Here is a 14,606-nt window from a genome sequence, read left to right as displayed (position 1 = left end):
CGGAACAGGCCCGGGACCGAGGTCCCGGGCCTGCCGCACACCTGCCGAGGGGTCAGGACCGGCGGTCCCGCACCTCCCGGTAGCACGCCACCAGCAGCACCACGGCCGCCGCGCCGGAGGACCACAGCAGCTGCGGCCGCGCCGAGTCGTCGAACAGCATCAGCACCAGGACCGCCGCCATCCCGGCCAGCGCCGCCCACGTCAGGTACGGGAACGCCCACATCGGCAGCGTCAGCCGCTCCGGCATGTCCCGCTCCAGCCGGGGCCGCAGCCGCAGCTGCGAGACCGCGATCAGCACCCACACGAACAGCAGCACCGCGCCGACCGCGTTGAGCATGTAGAGGAAGACCGTGTCCGGCCACAGCAGGTTCAGCACCACCGACACGAAGCCGAAGGCCACCGAGGCGAGGACCGCGCGCGTCGGCACCCCGCTGCCGGAGACCTTCAGCAGCGCCTTCGGCGCCTCCCCCCGCTCGGCCAGCGAGAACACCATGCGCGACGAGCCGTAGAGGTTCGCGTTCAGCGCCGACAGCAGCGCCACGAACACCACGATGTTCATGATCTGGCCGGCCGCCGGGATCCCGATGGAGTCGAGGACGGCGACGTACGGGCTCTGACCGGGCTCCAGCGAGTCCCACGGCAGCAGGCTCACGATGACCAGCATCGAGCCGACGTAGAAGAAGAGGATGCGCCACACCGCGCTGCGCACCGCCCGGGACACGGACTTGGCCGGGTCGTCCGACTCGGCGGCCGCGATGGTGACGACCTCCAGGCCGCCGAAGGCGAAGACCACCGCAAGCATGCCGGCGACCACCCCGCCGAGGCCGGCCGGGAAGAAGCCGCCCCGCCCGGTCAGGTTGGCCGTCCCCACCGGCTCGGTGTCCGGCAGCAGGCCGAAGACCGCCAGGGTGCCGAGGATCAGGAACAGGACGATCGCGCCGACCTTGAGGGCCGCGAACCAGAACTCGAACTCGCCGAAGTTCCGCACCGCCGCCAGGTTGCTGAGGGTGAAGACCACCATGAAGATCAGCACCCACAGCCACTGGTCGACCGAGGGCACCCACCCGTGCGCGATGTTCGCCGCTCCGGTCGCCTCCACGGCGAGCACCACGACCAGCAGGAACCAGTACAGCCAGCCGGCCGAGAAGCCGGCCCAGCGCCCGAGGGCCTTCTCCGCGTACACGGAGAACGAGCCGGAGGCGGGCATCGCCGCGGACATCTCGCCGAGCATCCGCATCACCAGCATGGCGAGCACGCCCGCCAGCAGGTACGAGCAGATGATCGCGGGGCCGGCGATGCCGATGCCGGCGCCGGAGCCGACGAAGAGGCCGGCGCCGATGACGCCGCCGAGGCCCAGCATGGTCAGGTGACGCTGCTTGAGGCTGTGGCTCAGGGGTTCCGGGGGCAGGCCGCCCTCGGTGACGGACAGGTCTTCGCGCATGAGCAGATTCGTACTCTCGGTAGGCAAGCGACGCCGGGGGCTGCGCAAGGGATGGGCGGGCAAGGGGCGGGAGATCCGGGGGGATTGGCGGGAACCTACAGTCTGGCCGGAAGGGAGCCTCCGGAGCAAAAAGGATGTGTCATCGCATGCGGGCCGTGATCGGGATCACTCCAACTCGGGTGTAGTGCCGACCCTTTGTGCGGTCCCCACCAAACCGGACAGTATGCCTTTGTCCCGGTCGGCGGTGGGGCGGCGGTCGGCCGGCGGCTAACGTCGCGGTGTCCCGCCCGACCACCCACCTTCCGGAGCCTTCGATGAGCACCGCTTCCGTCTCCTTCCGGCCCGGCGCCGTCCTCGCCGACCTGCTGCCCGCGAGCCGCGTCCGCGACGCCGCCCTCGTCGTCGGCGGAGCCGCGCTCACCGGCATGGCCGCCCAGCTGTCCGTCCAGGTCGACGGCCTCGCCGCCCCGATCACCGGGCAGACCTTCGCGGCCCTGCTCGTCGGCACCGCGCTGGGCGCCCGCCGCGGCTTCCTGTCGCTCGCGCTCTACACCCTGGTCGGCATGGCCGGCGTGCCGTGGTTCGCGAACGGCGGCTCCGGCGCGGGCGGCGCGACCTTCGGGTACGTCCTCGGCATGCTGCTCGCGTCCACCCTCGTCGGCGCCCTCGCGCGGCGCGGCGGCGACCGCTCGGTGCTGCGCATGGCCGGGACGATGGTGCTGGGCTCCGCGGTGATCTACGCGGTGGGCGTGCCGTACCTGATGGCCGTCACCGGGATGTCCCTGGAGACCGCCGTCGCCAAGGGCCTGGTCCCGTTCCTGATCGGCGACGCCCTCAAGGCCGCGCTGGCCATGGGCGCGCTGCCGGCCGCCTGGAAGCTGGCCGGCCGCCGCGGCTGAGCCCCGCCCGTACGACAGCCCCGGACCGCGCGTGCGGTCCGGGGCTGTCGTGTCCCTACGGGAGGTAGGGGACGTACGGGAAGTGCGGCCTGCGGGACTACGCGTCGACGGCGGTCTTGCGGCGGGCGTTGCGCACCACACCGATGACCACCACCACGGCGGCGACCAGCAGCGAGAGCATGACCGTCTTGCGGTTGCCGTCGTCGTAGACCATGTAGCCGAGGACGAAGGTGATCATCGCCGCGGTGGCCCAGGTCAGGTACGGGAAGAGCCACATCTTGACGGTGAGCTTCTCCGGCGCCTCGCGGACCAGGATCTTGCGCATCCGCAGCTGGGTCAGGCAGATGACCAGCCACACGAAGAGCGCGATGGCACCCGACGCGTTCAGCAGGAAGTCGAAGACCGTGTCCTTGTAGGCGTAGTTGAAGTAGACGGCGATGAAGCCGAAGACCACGGAGCCCAGGATGGCGGCGGTCGGGACGCCCTTCTTGCTGACCTTGGCGAAGGCCTTGGGGGCGTCACCGCGCTCGCCCAGCGAGAACGCCATGCGGGAGGCGGTGTACAGGCCGGAGTTCAGGCAGGACAGCACGGCCGTCAGGACGATCACGTTCATGATCTGGCCGGCGTGCGCGATGCCGATCGAGTCGAGGGCGGCGACGTACGAGCCCTTGTCCACGATCGACTTGTCGTTCCACGGCAGCAGGGTCAGGACGATGAAGATCGAGCCCAGGTAGAAGACGCCGATGCGCCAGATCACCGAGTTGGTGGCCTTGGTGACCGCGCGGCGCGGGTCCTCGGACTCGCCGGCCGCCAGGGTGACGATCTCGCTGCCCATGAAGGAGAAGACGACCATCAGCACACCGGTGAGGATGGAGCCCCAGCCGTTGGGTATGAACCCGCCGGTGTCGGTCAGGTGCGCGAAGCCCGCGCCCGGGTTGTCCGAGCCCGGCAGCACGCCGAAGACGGCGAGCATGCCGACGATCACGAAGGCGCCGATGGCGACGACCTTGATGCCCGCGAACCAGAACTCGAACTCGCCGTAGGAGGCGACCGAGCCGAGGTTGGTGACGGTCAGCACGGCCATCACGATCAGGGCCCAGGCCCACTGCGGGACGGCCGGGACCCAGCCCTCGAGGATGACGGCGCCGGCGGTGGCCTCGACGGCCAGCACGACGACCCAGAAGAACCAGTACAGCCAGCCGATGGAGAAGCCGGCCCAGCGGCCCAGCGCCCGGTCGGCGTACGCGGAGAAGGAGCCCGAGTTCGGGCTGGCGGCGGCCATCTCGCCCAGCATCCGCATCACGAAGACGACCATCGCGCCGACGAGGGCGTACGAGATCAGGATGGCGGGGCCGGCCTTGGCGATGCCGCCGCCGGAGCCGACGAAGAGGCCGGCGCCGATGACACCGCCGATGGCGATCATGGAAAGGTGGCGGTTCTTGAGACCGGCCTTGAGACCGTCGGAGGGCTGGGCGGAACCGGGTTCGCCGGTCGGGTCGCCTGCCTTCTGAAGGGTCGTCGTCGTGCTCATGGACGAATCCTTAGGTTCTCGGGTGGAGAGTTCCGGCATTCAAACCCGATACCCCCGCTAGACGGAAGACCTTCGTCCGATAGTTACCCGAGGCCCCCAACGCGGGACCAAGGTCCCGACCCCTCCCGTCTGCGTTCTTTGGGTTTACTTGAGGTTTAGAAGTGATTTATGCGACACCCCTCTGCCGTCCCTCGGGGTCACGCATGCCACACTCGACCCATGCGCGTGTATCTCGGATCCGACCATGCCGGCTTTGAGCTCAAGAACCACCTGGTGGACTGGCTCAAGAACAACGGCCACGAGCCCGTCGACTGCGGGCCCCACATCTACGACGCGGTGGACGACTACCCGCCGTTCTGCCTGCGCGCCGCGGAGAAGACCGCCGCGGACGCCGACAGCCTCGGCATCGTGATCGGCGGCTCCGGCAACGGCGAGCAGATCGCCGCCAACAAGGTCAAGGGCGTCCGCGCCGTCCTCGCCTGGAGCGTGGAGACCGCGAAGCTCGGCCGCGAGCACAACAACGCCAACGTCATCTCCGTCGGCGGCCGCATGCACACCCAGGACGAGGCCACCGCCTTCATCGAGGCCTTCCTGGCGACCCCGTACTCCGGCGAGGAGCGCCACACGCGCCGCATCGACATGCTCTCCGCGTACGAGACCACCGGCGAGCTCCCCCCGATCCCGGCCCACCACCCGCAGGACCAGTAGGACCCCGTGCCGCCGGACGCACCCGTCCGGCGGCACGCCCATGCGTATCGAGGAGCACCGCCGTGCCCGAGGGGCATACGATCCACCGGCTCGCCCAGGACCACACCGAGCGCTTCGCCGCCCGCCCGGTACGGGTGAGCAGCCCGCAGGGCCGCTTCGCCGAGAGCGCGGCCCTGCTCGACGGCCGGGAGCTGGAGAGCGCCGAGGCGCACGGCAAGCACCTCTTCCTGGAGCTGGGCGACGCCTGGATCCACATCCACCTAGGGCTCTTCGGCAAGCTCGGCTTCGGCCCCGCCCCCGCCCCGCCGGCCACCGACACGGTCCGGCTGCGCCTGCTGAACGACGACCACTACGCCGACCTGCGCGGCCCCACCGCCTGCGCCCTGATCGGCGAGGGCGAGAAGAAGGCGATACACGACCGCCTCGGCCCGGATCCCCTGCGCCCGGCCGACGACCCCGGCCGCGCCTGGGCCCGCATCTCCCGCAGCCGGACCACGATCGCCGCGCTGCTGATGGACCAGAAGATCGTCGCGGGCGTCGGCAACGTCTACCGCGCCGAGGTCCTCTTCCGCCACGGCATCGACCCCTACCGGCTCGGCAAGGACCTCACCCGCGCCGAGTGGGACGCGATGTGGGCCGACCTGGTGGTGCTGATGCGCGAGGGCGTACGGAACAACCGCATCGACACGGTCCGCGACGAGCACCTCCCCGAGGCCATGGGCCGCCCGCCGAGGGTGGACGACCACGGCGGCGAGGTGTACGTCTACCGGCGGGCGAACATGCCCTGCCACATCTGCGGCGGCGAGATCCGCACCGCCGGCCTCGCCGCCCGCAACCTCTTCTGGTGCCCGGGCTGCCAGCAGCGCTAGAGGACGCCTTGCGCGGCGGCGCCTAGAAGCCGTGGGGGAGCCACGGGGCGACGTCGCCCGCGAAGGCCCGGGAGGCCTCCCGCAGCGCGCCCGGCCGCAGCTCGCGCACCCGGCCCGCCGCCGCCAGGGAGGTCAGGGTGACCCCGCCCAGGTAGGCCGCGCCCAGTTCCCGCACCGACAGCGCCAGGTCGGCGGCGGCCTCCGTGCGTACGCACCGTGCGGCCCCGTCGGCGGCCGTCAGCCGCCACCGTCCCGCGTTCCACGGGCAGAACCCGTCCTCGACCTCGACGACGACGTCCACCCCCGCTCCGTACTCCCGCGCCTCCAGCGCCGCCGGCAGGTCCACCAGCCGCACGTGCAGCCCGTCCCGCTGCGTCGCCCGGACCCGTCGGACGTTGCTGACCAGGTGCAGCAGCGGATCGTCCACGGGCCGCCCGGACGCCCGTACGCGACAGGTCAGGTCGATCTCGAAGAGGTAGCGCCACAGCGCCGCGTACGCCGCCGGGTCCGGTGCGTGCACCTCGCCGACCTGGACCGTGCCGTCCGGACCGCTCTGGTCCCAGTCGGACTTGACCCGGTAGCGGGCGTACCCGGCCACCTCGCCGTCCGGCCCCTCGGCCACCACGCACTTCAGCGGCGACGCCCCGTCGCGGTGCTCCGCCGGGTCCACGAGCGCCTGCCGCTCCCATCCCGGCTGCCGCGCGAGCATGCCCGGCCGGCCCGCGACCAGGGCGGCGTAGACCCGCTCGCAGTCCGCGAGGGCCTTCTCGGGGTCCACGAGCCGCAGCCGCACCCCGTCCGTCCCCGGCGGCGCGGAAATCCGTACCCGGGTGGTGTCGATGTCGACGGCCACGGCGTACGTGGCGATGCCGTACCCGAAGCGGCCGTAGATCTCCGGCTCCGACGCCGTCAGCACGGCGAGTGCCCCGCCACTCGAACGGATGTCGTCCAATTGGCGACGCATCATCGAGGTGAGCACCCCGCGCCTGCGATGGGTCGGTGCGACACCGACCATGGTCACGCCCGACGCCGGGACCAGGGCCCCGCCCGGCACCGACAGCCGGAAGCCGAACGCCGAAGCGGAGCCGACGCAGTCCCCGCCGTCCCAGACCCCGAGGGACCGGTCGAGCTCCGTCAGGGACCGGTAGAGCTCCCGGACCGAGGCGACCTCGGGCACGCCGCCGAACGCCAGTTCCAGATGATCGAACCAGGTGTCCCACTCGTCGTGCCGCACCACCCGCGTCTCAAGAGTCATGCGGTCATCCTCGCCCGGGCGTTCCGCCGCGGTCGAAGGGTTTTCGCCCCGCGGAGCACCCTCGGTCCGGGGGTCCCCCTGCGCGGTCACAGCCGGGATGGATAGGGTCCCGGAGCAATGGCCGGAGCGCGCGTCGAGACGTTCACGGCCCGGATGCGCATGCTGTCGCACCGGGCCCGCACCGCCATGCGCAAATCCGCCGTCGACTACTTCCGCGGGGACGCCTCCGACTGGCTGGCCTTCGGCGGCCTCCTCCTGACCGTGCCCGCCATGGCCTGCGGCACACTCCTGATGCCCGTCTGGTTCTCCCCGTCGGCCCTGGTCCTGCCCATCGTCGCCGGCGGCCTCCTGCTGCGGCCCGCCAGCCTGCTCGGCCTGTACGCCGCCGCCGCGTCCGCCCTGATCGTCGAAGCCCTCGTCCTCGGCCCGTACACCCAGGGACCCGCCCGGGTGACCCCGGGGACCGTGCTCGTGGTGGCCGCGTGCGGGTTCTTCGGGCTGGTCATCGCCCAGTTCCGCAGCCGCGTCGGCGTGCCCTGGAGACGCGGCGGCACCATGCTCTTCGACCTGCGCGAACGCATCCGGGTCCAGAGCAAGCTGCCCGCCCTGCCCCGCGGCTGGCACCGCGAGATGGCCCTGCGCCCGGCCGGCGGCCAGTCCTTCTCCGGCGACTTCGTCGTCGCCGCCCGCACCAACGGCGGCCGCACCCTGGAGGTCGTCCTCACCGACGTCTCCGGCAAGGGCATGGAAGCCGGCTCCCGCGCCCTCCTCCTCTCCGGCGCCTTCGGCGGTCTCCTCGGCGCCCTGCCGCCCCGCCAGTTCCTCCCCGCCGCCAACGGCTACCTGCTCCGCCAGGACTGGGAGGAGGGCTTCGCCACCTCCATCCACCTCGTCCTCGACCTCGAGACCGGCGACTACGAACTCCTCTCCGCCGGCCACCTCCCCGCCCTCCAGCTCTCCGCCGGCACCGGCCGCTGGCAGGAAGTCTCCGGCGAAGGCCCCCTCCTCGGCGTCTACGACGGCGCCGACTTCGAACCGGCCCGGGGCAACCTGCGGCGCGGCGACGTCCTGATGCTCTTCACCGACGGCCTCGTCGAGACCGCCGACCGCGAGATCGCCGAAGGCATCGACCGGCTCACCGGAGAAGCCGACCGCTACGTCGCCGCCGGCTGGGACGGCGCCGCCTGGCACCTCATCGAAAAGGTCGCCAAGGACGTCAACGACGACCGCGCCCTCCTCCTCATCCGCCGCTCACCCTGAGCCCCCCCGGGGGTGGGGTTTACCCCACCAGCCGTCCGCCGGGCCGCTCCATGGCCGCGCCCCCGGGCGATCCGTAGCGTCGGGGACGACAGCAGCGGACCCGGCACGGAAGGCGGCACGCCATGGGGCTCAGGCGGACCAGGCGGCACGACGAGGGCGCACCCGCCGTCGAGCTGCGCGGCGTACGGCGCGTCTACGGGCGCGGCGCCACCGCCGTACACGCCCTGCGCGGGATCGACCTCACCCTGCCGCGCGGCAGCTTCACCGCCGTCATGGGCCCCTCCGGCTCCGGCAAGTCCACCTTCCTCCAGTGCGCCGCAGGACTCGACGTCCCCACCGAGGGCTCCGTCCGGCTCGGCGGCACCGAGATCACCGCGATGAACGAGAACGAACTCACCGTGCTGCGCCGCAGCCGCCTCGGCTTCGTCTTCCAGGCCTTCAACCTGCTGCCCTCGCTGACCGTCGAGCAGAACGTCCTGCTCCCGCTGAGCCTCGGCGGCGGCCGCCACGACCGGGCCCGGGCCGCCGAGCTGCTCGCACGGGTCGGGCTGGAGGGCAAGGGCCGGCGCCGCCCCGCCGAGCTCTCCGGCGGCCAGCAGCAGCGGGTGGCCATCGCCCGGGCGCTGGTCACCCGGCCCGACGTGGTCTTCGCCGACGAGCCGACCGGCGCCCTCGACACCACCACCGCCGCCGAGGTGCTCGGCCTGCTGCGGGACGCGGTCGACTCCCTCGGGGCCACCGTCGTCATGGTCACCCACGACCCGGCCGCCGCCGCCCACGCCGACCAGGTGCTCTTCCTCGCCGACGGCCTCATCGCGGACCGCCTCCCGCGCAGCCCGGCCCCCGTGATCGCGACCCGCATGACCACCCTGACGACCGGCCGGGCGGCCCCGGCGCACGCGGCCTAGGGGTGTCCGCACAGTCCCGCCTGCCCTGCGACGCCTGGCACCGCACCTCGCCGCGTTGTCGGGCCGGCCCGGGTACGTCCAGTACGCGGGCGGCCCTCCGCCGTGCGATGCACGGCACCAGACGCCGCAGGGCCCGCCCTTCGGGCGGCTGGCGCCCCTAGTCGAAGCGGATGTGCCGCACCCCGACCAGGGCGCGGCGCAGCCGGCCCCGCACGGGGCCGTCCAGGTCCGGGGCCAGGGCCAGGCCGGCCGAGGCCGCGACCCGGTCCGCGACCCGGGACACCGTCAGCCGGTCGGTGGCCAGGTGCTCCGCGAACTCCGGCGCGCGCAGCGCCTCCAGGCACCCGTCGAGGCGGGCCACCGCGAAGCTCTCCCGCTTCAGGCCCCGGCCCAGCCCGCGCTCCCGCAGCCGGCGCAGCACCGTCTCGCGTCCGGCCAGCAGCGCGAAGTGCCGTACGTCGTGGCCGGCTTCGCGCAGCCGTCCGACCGTCTGCGCGAAGTACCCCGGGTCGGTCACCGTCATCGGCACCAGTAGCACCCCCGGATACCGCCGGGCGGACAGGTCCAGCACCTCGAACACGCCCTGCCGCCAGGCCGGCAGGTCCTGGAAGTCCCCGCGCAGCGGACCCGGCAGCATGCGGTGCAGCCCGAAGCCCACGTGTTCCGGATCGCACACCGCGCTGCCCGGCAGCCGCCGGTGCAGCTCGTACGCGGTCTGCGTCTTGCCCCCGCCGAAGGGGCCGTTGAGCCAGACGATCACCGCGCCACCGCCGTCCAGGGCCCGACCCCGAGCTTCCCCGTGTGCCCGAGGTCGACCGGCGCCGACAGCCGCAGCCGCAGCCGCGGCGCGCCCGGCTTCGGGGCCAGGTCCACGACCCACCCCTCGACGGGCGGCGTACTCGCCTCGGTGACCAGGTTCCGCCACAGCAGCGCCACCGACGCCGCCTCGCCGGGGGCGAGCGTCACCGGCTGCGGCGCGGCGTCGAGACCGGTCGAGGAGGCGATCCCGTTCGACCCCTGCCCGACCGACACCTCCACCGGCCGCTCCTGCCCGTCCAGCAGCCGCAGCTCCGGATGGCCCTGGAGTACGTACGCCTGCGCGCCGCAGTTGACCAGCCGCAGCCCCGCCACCCGCAGCCCCATCGCCGCGTCACCGGCGTCCTCCAGCAGCCGTACCCCGCCCTCGGGGCACGGCCCGGCCGTCGGGGTCGGTGCCCCGCCCCGCCGGTCCTGCGCCGGCCCGTCCTCGATCGGGGCCACCCGCACCCCGCACCCCGCCAACACCCCGGCGGCCAACACCGCAACCACCCCGACGCGCCCCAGCCCCCTGAATTCCCCCACCCCCCGACCCTACGCCGCCCCCCCCACGGCCCCCAGCCCGCCTCCCCGCCCGGGGCGAGGGCCCCGCCCGGCCACCCGGTGCGGATTGGACCGTCCGCCCCGCGCCCCGGGCGTCTACCGTCCCCGCCATGGACCGCACGCTCGCCGCCGACCTCGCCCGCCTCCCCGAGCTCCTCGACGCCACCCGACGCGCCGCCGCCGACGCCCTCGCGTCCCTGGGCGACCGCCCCGTCGTACCGCCGCAGGACGCGCCGCCGCCCACGCCCCTGCCCGAGCGCGGCACCGGCACGGAAGCCGCCCTCGCCGACTTCCTGACCCGCTGGGCCCCCCGCCTCTCCGCCTCCGCCGGCCCCCGCTACCTCGGCTTCGTCACCGGCGGCGCCACCCCCGCCGCCCTCGCCGGGGACTGGCTGACCGCCGCCCACGACCAGAACTCCAACTCCGCCCTCGACGGCGCCGGCCAGCACCTCGAACGCGAGACCGTCGGCTGGCTGCGCGAGCTGTTCGGCCTCTCCGACGCCCACACCGGCACCTTCGTCAGCGGCGCCACCATGTCCAACACCGCCGGCCTCGCCATCGCCCGCGAATGGCTCGGTGAGCGCCGCGGGGTGTCCCCCTCCGAGGACGGCGTCGCCGCGCTCGGCCCCGTCCGCGTACTGTCCGGCGCCCCGCACTCCTCCATCGCCAAGGCCCTGTCCGTCCTCGGGCTCGGCCGTGCCGCCCTCGTCCGGGTGCCCACCCTCCCCGGCCGGGAGGCCGTCGACCCCGCCGCCCTCGACCGGGCGCTGGCCGACACGCCCGGCCCCGCCGTGGTCGTCGCCAACGCCGGCACCGTCAACACCGTCGACTTCGACGACCTGCCCGCCCTCGCCGCCCTGCGCGCACGCCACCGCTTCTGGCTCCACACCGACGCCGCCTTCGGCGCCTTCGCGGCCCTCTCCCCGCAGCACGCCCCCCTCGTCGCGGGCCTCGACGCCTCGGACTCCGTCTGCGTCGACCTGCACAAGTGGCTCAACGTCCCCTACGACAGCGCCGTCCAGTTCACCCGCCGCCGCGACCTCCAGTCCCGCGTCTTCGCCAACGCCGCCGCCTACCTCGGACCCCTCGGCGCCGACCCCGACCTGGTCCACCTCACCCCCGAGAACTCCCACCGGCTGCGCGCCCTCGCCGCCTGGTTCACCCTCCGCGCCTACGGCCGCGAGGGCCACCGCGAGATCGTCGAACGGGACATCGCCTGCGCCCGCTCCCTCGGCGAGCGGCTCGACCGCGACCCGGCCCTGCGGCTGCTGGCCCCGGTCCGCCTCAACGTCGTCTGCTTCACCCTCGCCGAGGCCCCCACCCCCGAACGCCTGGCCGCGCTGCGGGAGGCCGTCGCCGCCGACGTCTTCGTCACCCCCACGGTGTACGGGGGAACCCCCGCCCTGCGCGCCGCGTTCTCCAACTGGCGCACCACGCAGCAGGACGTGCGCCGGGCCGCCGAGGCCCTGAGCACGGCAGCGAAGGAGATCGCATGACGGACCGTCCCCTGACCCTCGCCGAGGTGGAGGCCCTCGCCCGCTCCGCGCACGAGGGGCAGACCGACAAGGCCGGCCGCCCCTACGCAGAGCACCTCGCGGCCGTCGCCGAGGGCGTCCGCCTGCGCGGCGGCAGCCCCGCCCAGCAGGCCGCGGCCTGGCTCCACGACGCCGTGGAGGACGAGGCGCTCACCCCCGCGCAGCTCACGGCGGCCGCCCTCCCGGAGGAGGTCAAGGCCATGGTCCTGGCCCTCACCAAACGCCCCGGGGAACCGCTCGCGGAATACGCCGCCCGCATCCTCGCCACCCCCGGAGCCCTCCTCGTCAAGGAGGCCGACCTCGCGCACAACGCCGACCCGGTACGCCTGTCCGTACTGGACGCGCCCACCCGCGACCGGCTGACCGCGAAGTACGCCCACGTCCGCTCGCTGCTCGGCATCACGGTCCCCTGACCCGCCCCGCCGTCCGCGACGCGCCCGAAATATGCCCGATACATGCCCGCTTGGCGGTATTGGCGTGATGGCGATTCGTCACGAGGCGGGTAGCGGCGGCCGGTTGGTGGGAGGATGGTGCATGTGGGGCGCGCGCGGCCGTGCGCCCGGGCCGGCCAGGGGACGACCGAAGGTGTGATCAGTAGTGGCCATTTCGCTGTCAGTCGTGGTTCTGTTGGCGATCATCCTGGTGATCATGATCCGCGGCAAGCACATGAAGGCCGGCCCCGCGATCGTCGCGGTCCTCTTCGGCTTCTTCCTCGCGTCCAGCTCCATCGCCCCGGACGTCAACCGCTTCCTGAACTCCCTCGCGGACACCATCGCGGGCATCAAGCTCTGAAACCCGGCGCCGCGGCGGCCCCTGGAACGATCCGGGAAACGACTCAGGGCCAGGTCGGGGAGAAGATCTCCGACCTGGCCCTGGGCCCTCGAGAGCGGGTGACGGGAATCGAACCCGCGTAGCTAGTTTGGAAGACTAGGGCTCTACCATTGAGCTACACCCGCAGCACGCGCGCCGCAGGTCCGGGGACCGCGGCACGGACAGCATCCTAGCGGGTCGCGCGGGGGGAGTGCACACCGCTTTTCCCGCCGTGTCCGGGCCCGCCCCTCCGCGCGCGTGCGCCCGCCGGGGAAACCACTGGCGTCGGAGGGTCTCCGGGCATGTACCCTACGTGTCGCACCGACGGGGTGTGGCGCAGCTTGGTAGCGCGTCCGCTTTGGGAGCGGAAGGTCGTCGGTTCGAATCCGGCCACCCCGACCACCAGTACCGCCCGCCACCGGGATCGTTCGTGAAGATCGCGTTGTGGGCTGATTGCCGCTTGCGGTTACTATGCAAGCTGCGTGCCCGTGTGTCTGATGTACCGGGCCGAATCCGTCGAGGCCGCTGAATCGCAGCGTTCCGGCAGAACCCCCAGCAGTCAGCCACAAGGAGACCGAACCGTGAAGAGCGCCGTGGAGACCCTGAACCCGACTCGGGTTCGGCTCACTGTCGAGGTGCCCTTCGAGGAGCTCAAGGACAGCCTCGACGCGGCGTACAAGAAGATCAACCAGCAGGTCACGGTGAAGGGCTTCCGCAAGGGCAAGATCCCGAACCGGGTCATCGACCAGCGCTTCGGCCGCGGTGCGGTGCTGGAGGAGGCCGTCAACGACGCCCTCCCGAAGTTCTACACCGAGGCCGTCAACGAGGCGGACCTGAACCCGCTGGGCCAGCCCGAGGTCGACATCACGGAGCTGAAGGACAACGAGCTCCTGAAGTTCACCGCCGAGGTGGACGTCCGCCCCGAGATCGAGATCCCGGACTACTCCGGCATCGAGGTCGAGGTCGACGCGGTCGAGGTCTCGGACGAGGACGTCGAGAAGTCGGTCGAGCAGCTGCGCAGCCGCTTCGCGTCCACCAAGGACGTCGAGCGCGCCGCGGCCGAGGGTGACGTCGTCACCATCGACCTCGAGGCCAAGGTCGACGGCGAGGTGCTCGCGGACGGCGTCGCCACCGACGTCTCCTACACCATCGGCTCGGGCGAGCTCCTCGACGGCATCGACGAGGCCGTGACCGGCCTGGAGGCCGGTGGCGAGGCCACCTTCACCTCCCAGCTGAAGGGCGGCTCCGCCGAGGGCAAGGACGCCGAGGTCACCGTCAAGGTCACCAAGGTCGCCGCCCGCGAGCTGCCGGAGCTGGACGACGAGTTCGCCCAGATGGCGAGCGAGTTCGACACCCTCGAGGAGCTCAAGGCGGACAGCCGCACGCGCCTCGAGAACATGAAGCAGTACGACCAGGCCACGCAGGCCCAGGAGCGCGTCCTGGAGAAGCTGCTGGAGCTCGTCGAGGTCCCGATCCCCGAGAAGCTCCTCGCGGACGAGGTCCAGACCCGCAAGCACAACCTGGAGCACCACCAGCTCGGCCAGATGGGCCTGAACCTCGAGAAGTTCCTCGAGATCCAGGGCAAGACGGCCGAGGAGTTCGACGCCGAGACCTCCGAGCAGGCCGTCAAGGGCATCAAGACCCAGTTCGTCCTCGACGCGCTGGTCAACAAGGAGAAGCTGGGCGTCAACCAGGAGGAGCTCACCGAGCACCTCATGCGCCGTGCCCAGTCCTCCGGCATGTCCCCCGACCAGTTCGCCCAGGCCGTCGTCGAGGGCGGCCAGGTCCCGATGCTCGTCGGCGAGGTCGCCCGCGGCAAGGCCCTCGCGGTCGTCGTCGAGGCCGCCAAGGTCGTCGACACCAACGGCGAGGTCGTCGACCTCTCCGACGACGAGGACGAGGTCGAGGCCGAGGCTTCCGCCGAGGTGACCGAGGCCGCCGCCGAGGGTGACGACGAGGCCAAGTAACACCCCGGGAGGCTCCCTGGCGGAGTCCCCGCGCAGTGCCCCGGAGGGCCCGGACGCAGCCGCG

The 14,606-nt window shown here is 72.7% G+C and carries 14 protein-coding genes and 2 tRNA genes; 10 read left to right on the top strand and 6 right to left on the bottom strand.

Annotated features, from left to right (window positions below; translation table 11 throughout):
- Positions 1–52: 52 nt before the first annotated feature.
- The gene (locus AB0D45_RS11540) at positions 53–1,441 is read right to left on the bottom strand and encodes an amino acid permease (protein WP_362457304.1); all 1,389 of its coding nucleotides are present in this window, start codon (positions 1,439–1,441) and stop codon (positions 53–55) included.
- Positions 1,442–1,755: 314 nt separating this feature from the next.
- On the opposite strand from AB0D45_RS11540, the gene AB0D45_RS11535 reads away from it, so the two are divergent.
- Positions 1,756–2,340, top strand: a complete 585-nt coding sequence (locus AB0D45_RS11535) for a biotin transporter BioY (protein WP_362457301.1) — start codon at positions 1,756–1,758, stop codon at positions 2,338–2,340.
- A 97-nt stretch (positions 2,341–2,437) separates the two neighbouring features.
- Here AB0D45_RS11535 and AB0D45_RS11530 read toward each other — a convergent pair whose 3' ends face one another.
- The gene (locus AB0D45_RS11530) at positions 2,438–3,871 is read right to left on the bottom strand and encodes an amino acid permease (RefSeq protein WP_362457298.1); all 1,434 of its coding nucleotides are present in this window, start codon (positions 3,869–3,871) and stop codon (positions 2,438–2,440) included.
- Positions 3,872–4,090: 219 nt separating this feature from the next.
- Between AB0D45_RS11530 and AB0D45_RS11525 the strand changes: the two genes are divergently transcribed.
- Together AB0D45_RS11525 and AB0D45_RS11520 are read left to right on the top strand one after the other, a co-directional pair.
- Entirely contained in the window at positions 4,091–4,579 is a 489-nt protein-coding gene (locus tag AB0D45_RS11525) for a ribose-5-phosphate isomerase (RefSeq protein WP_361601966.1), read from the top strand.
- A gap of 62 nt (positions 4,580–4,641) precedes the next feature.
- Positions 4,642–5,448: a DNA-formamidopyrimidine glycosylase family protein gene (locus AB0D45_RS11520; RefSeq protein ID WP_362457295.1), complete on the top strand. Its 807-nt coding sequence runs from the start codon at positions 4,642–4,644 to the stop codon at positions 5,446–5,448.
- Between the two features lie 22 nt (positions 5,449–5,470).
- On the opposite strand, the gene AB0D45_RS11515 is transcribed toward AB0D45_RS11520, so the two are convergent.
- Positions 5,471–6,703 (bottom strand): GNAT family N-acetyltransferase, encoded by a 1,233-nt coding sequence (locus AB0D45_RS11515; RefSeq protein WP_362457292.1) that lies wholly within the window; start codon positions 6,701–6,703, stop codon positions 5,471–5,473.
- 117 nt (positions 6,704–6,820) lie between these two features.
- Here AB0D45_RS11515 and AB0D45_RS11510 point away from each other — a divergent pair, with 117 nt between their 5' ends.
- Complete coding sequence (locus AB0D45_RS11510; RefSeq protein ID WP_361610670.1) at positions 6,821–7,963, top strand: PP2C family protein-serine/threonine phosphatase; 1,143 nt, start codon at positions 6,821–6,823, stop codon at positions 7,961–7,963.
- 122 nt (positions 7,964–8,085) lie between these two features.
- Complete coding sequence (locus AB0D45_RS11505) at positions 8,086–8,871, top strand: ABC transporter ATP-binding protein (protein WP_362457289.1); 786 nt, start codon at positions 8,086–8,088, stop codon at positions 8,869–8,871.
- Positions 8,872–9,028: 157 nt separating this feature from the next.
- Here the strand turns inward: AB0D45_RS11505 and AB0D45_RS11500 are convergent, their stop codons facing one another.
- A complete protein-coding gene (locus AB0D45_RS11500) occupies positions 9,029–9,631 on the bottom strand; it encodes an ATP-binding protein (protein WP_362457286.1) in 603 nt (200 codons plus the stop codon).
- Complete coding sequence (locus AB0D45_RS11495) at positions 9,628–10,212, bottom strand: DUF4232 domain-containing protein (RefSeq protein ID WP_362457283.1); 585 nt, start codon at positions 10,210–10,212, stop codon at positions 9,628–9,630. Before AB0D45_RS11495 ends, AB0D45_RS11500 begins: the two co-directional genes overlap by 4 nt.
- Positions 10,213–10,340: 128 nt before the next feature.
- On the opposite strand from AB0D45_RS11495, the gene AB0D45_RS11490 reads away from it, so the two are divergent.
- The 3 genes from AB0D45_RS11490 (at position 10,341) to AB0D45_RS11480 (ending at position 12,557) form a co-directional block, all read left to right on the top strand.
- The gene (locus AB0D45_RS11490; protein ID WP_362457280.1) at positions 10,341–11,726 is read left to right on the top strand and encodes a pyridoxal-dependent decarboxylase; all 1,386 of its coding nucleotides are present in this window, start codon (positions 10,341–10,343) and stop codon (positions 11,724–11,726) included.
- Positions 11,723–12,178 (top strand): HD domain-containing protein, encoded by a 456-nt coding sequence (locus AB0D45_RS11485; protein WP_362457277.1) that lies wholly within the window; start codon positions 11,723–11,725, stop codon positions 12,176–12,178. Before AB0D45_RS11490 ends, AB0D45_RS11485 begins: the two co-directional genes overlap by 4 nt.
- 184 nt (positions 12,179–12,362) lie before the next feature.
- Positions 12,363–12,557: a hypothetical protein gene (locus AB0D45_RS11480; RefSeq protein ID WP_361601697.1), complete on the top strand. Its 195-nt coding sequence runs from the start codon at positions 12,363–12,365 to the stop codon at positions 12,555–12,557.
- 93 nt (positions 12,558–12,650) lie between these two features.
- On the opposite strand, the gene AB0D45_RS11475 is transcribed toward AB0D45_RS11480, so the two are convergent.
- Positions 12,651–12,721 (bottom strand) — tRNA-Gly (locus AB0D45_RS11475).
- A gap of 179 nt (positions 12,722–12,900) precedes the next feature.
- On the opposite strand from AB0D45_RS11475, the gene AB0D45_RS11470 reads away from it, so the two are divergent.
- Positions 12,901–12,977 (top strand) — tRNA-Pro (locus AB0D45_RS11470).
- 179 nt (positions 12,978–13,156) lie between these two features.
- A complete protein-coding gene (tig, locus tag AB0D45_RS11465) occupies positions 13,157–14,542 on the top strand; it encodes a trigger factor (protein ID WP_362457274.1) in 1,386 nt (461 codons plus the stop codon).
- The last annotated feature ends 64 nt before the right edge of the window (positions 14,543–14,606 follow it).

The organism is Streptomyces sp. NPDC048352 (assembly GCF_040651895.1).
Classification (GTDB): domain Bacteria; phylum Actinomycetota; class Actinomycetes; order Streptomycetales; family Streptomycetaceae; genus Streptomyces.
This window is presented reverse-complemented; position numbering and strand designations above follow the sequence as displayed.

Bases quoted from the DNA above. Each gene is read 5' to 3' on its own strand.
- AB0D45_RS11540 (WP_362457304.1), bottom strand. From the start codon at position 1,441: ATGCGCGAAGACCTGTCCGTCACCGAGGGCGGCCTGCCCCCGGAACCC.
- AB0D45_RS11535 (WP_362457301.1), top strand. From the start codon at position 1,756: ATGAGCACCGCTTCCGTCTCCTTCCGGCCCGGCGCCGTCCTCGCCGAC.
- AB0D45_RS11530 (WP_362457298.1), bottom strand. From the start codon at position 3,871: ATGAGCACGACGACGACCCTTCAGAAGGCAGGCGACCCGACCGGCGAA.
- AB0D45_RS11525 (WP_361601966.1), top strand. From the start codon at position 4,091: ATGCGCGTGTATCTCGGATCCGACCATGCCGGCTTTGAGCTCAAGAAC.
- AB0D45_RS11515 (WP_362457292.1), bottom strand. From the start codon at position 6,703: ATGACTCTTGAGACGCGGGTGGTGCGGCACGACGAGTGGGACACCTGG.
- AB0D45_RS11510 (WP_361610670.1), top strand. From the start codon at position 6,821: ATGGCCGGAGCGCGCGTCGAGACGTTCACGGCCCGGATGCGCATGCTG.
- AB0D45_RS11505 (WP_362457289.1), top strand. From the start codon at position 8,086: ATGGGGCTCAGGCGGACCAGGCGGCACGACGAGGGCGCACCCGCCGTC.
- AB0D45_RS11490 (WP_362457280.1), top strand. From the start codon at position 10,341: ATGGACCGCACGCTCGCCGCCGACCTCGCCCGCCTCCCCGAGCTCCTC.
- AB0D45_RS11485 (WP_362457277.1), top strand. From the start codon at position 11,723: ATGACGGACCGTCCCCTGACCCTCGCCGAGGTGGAGGCCCTCGCCCGC.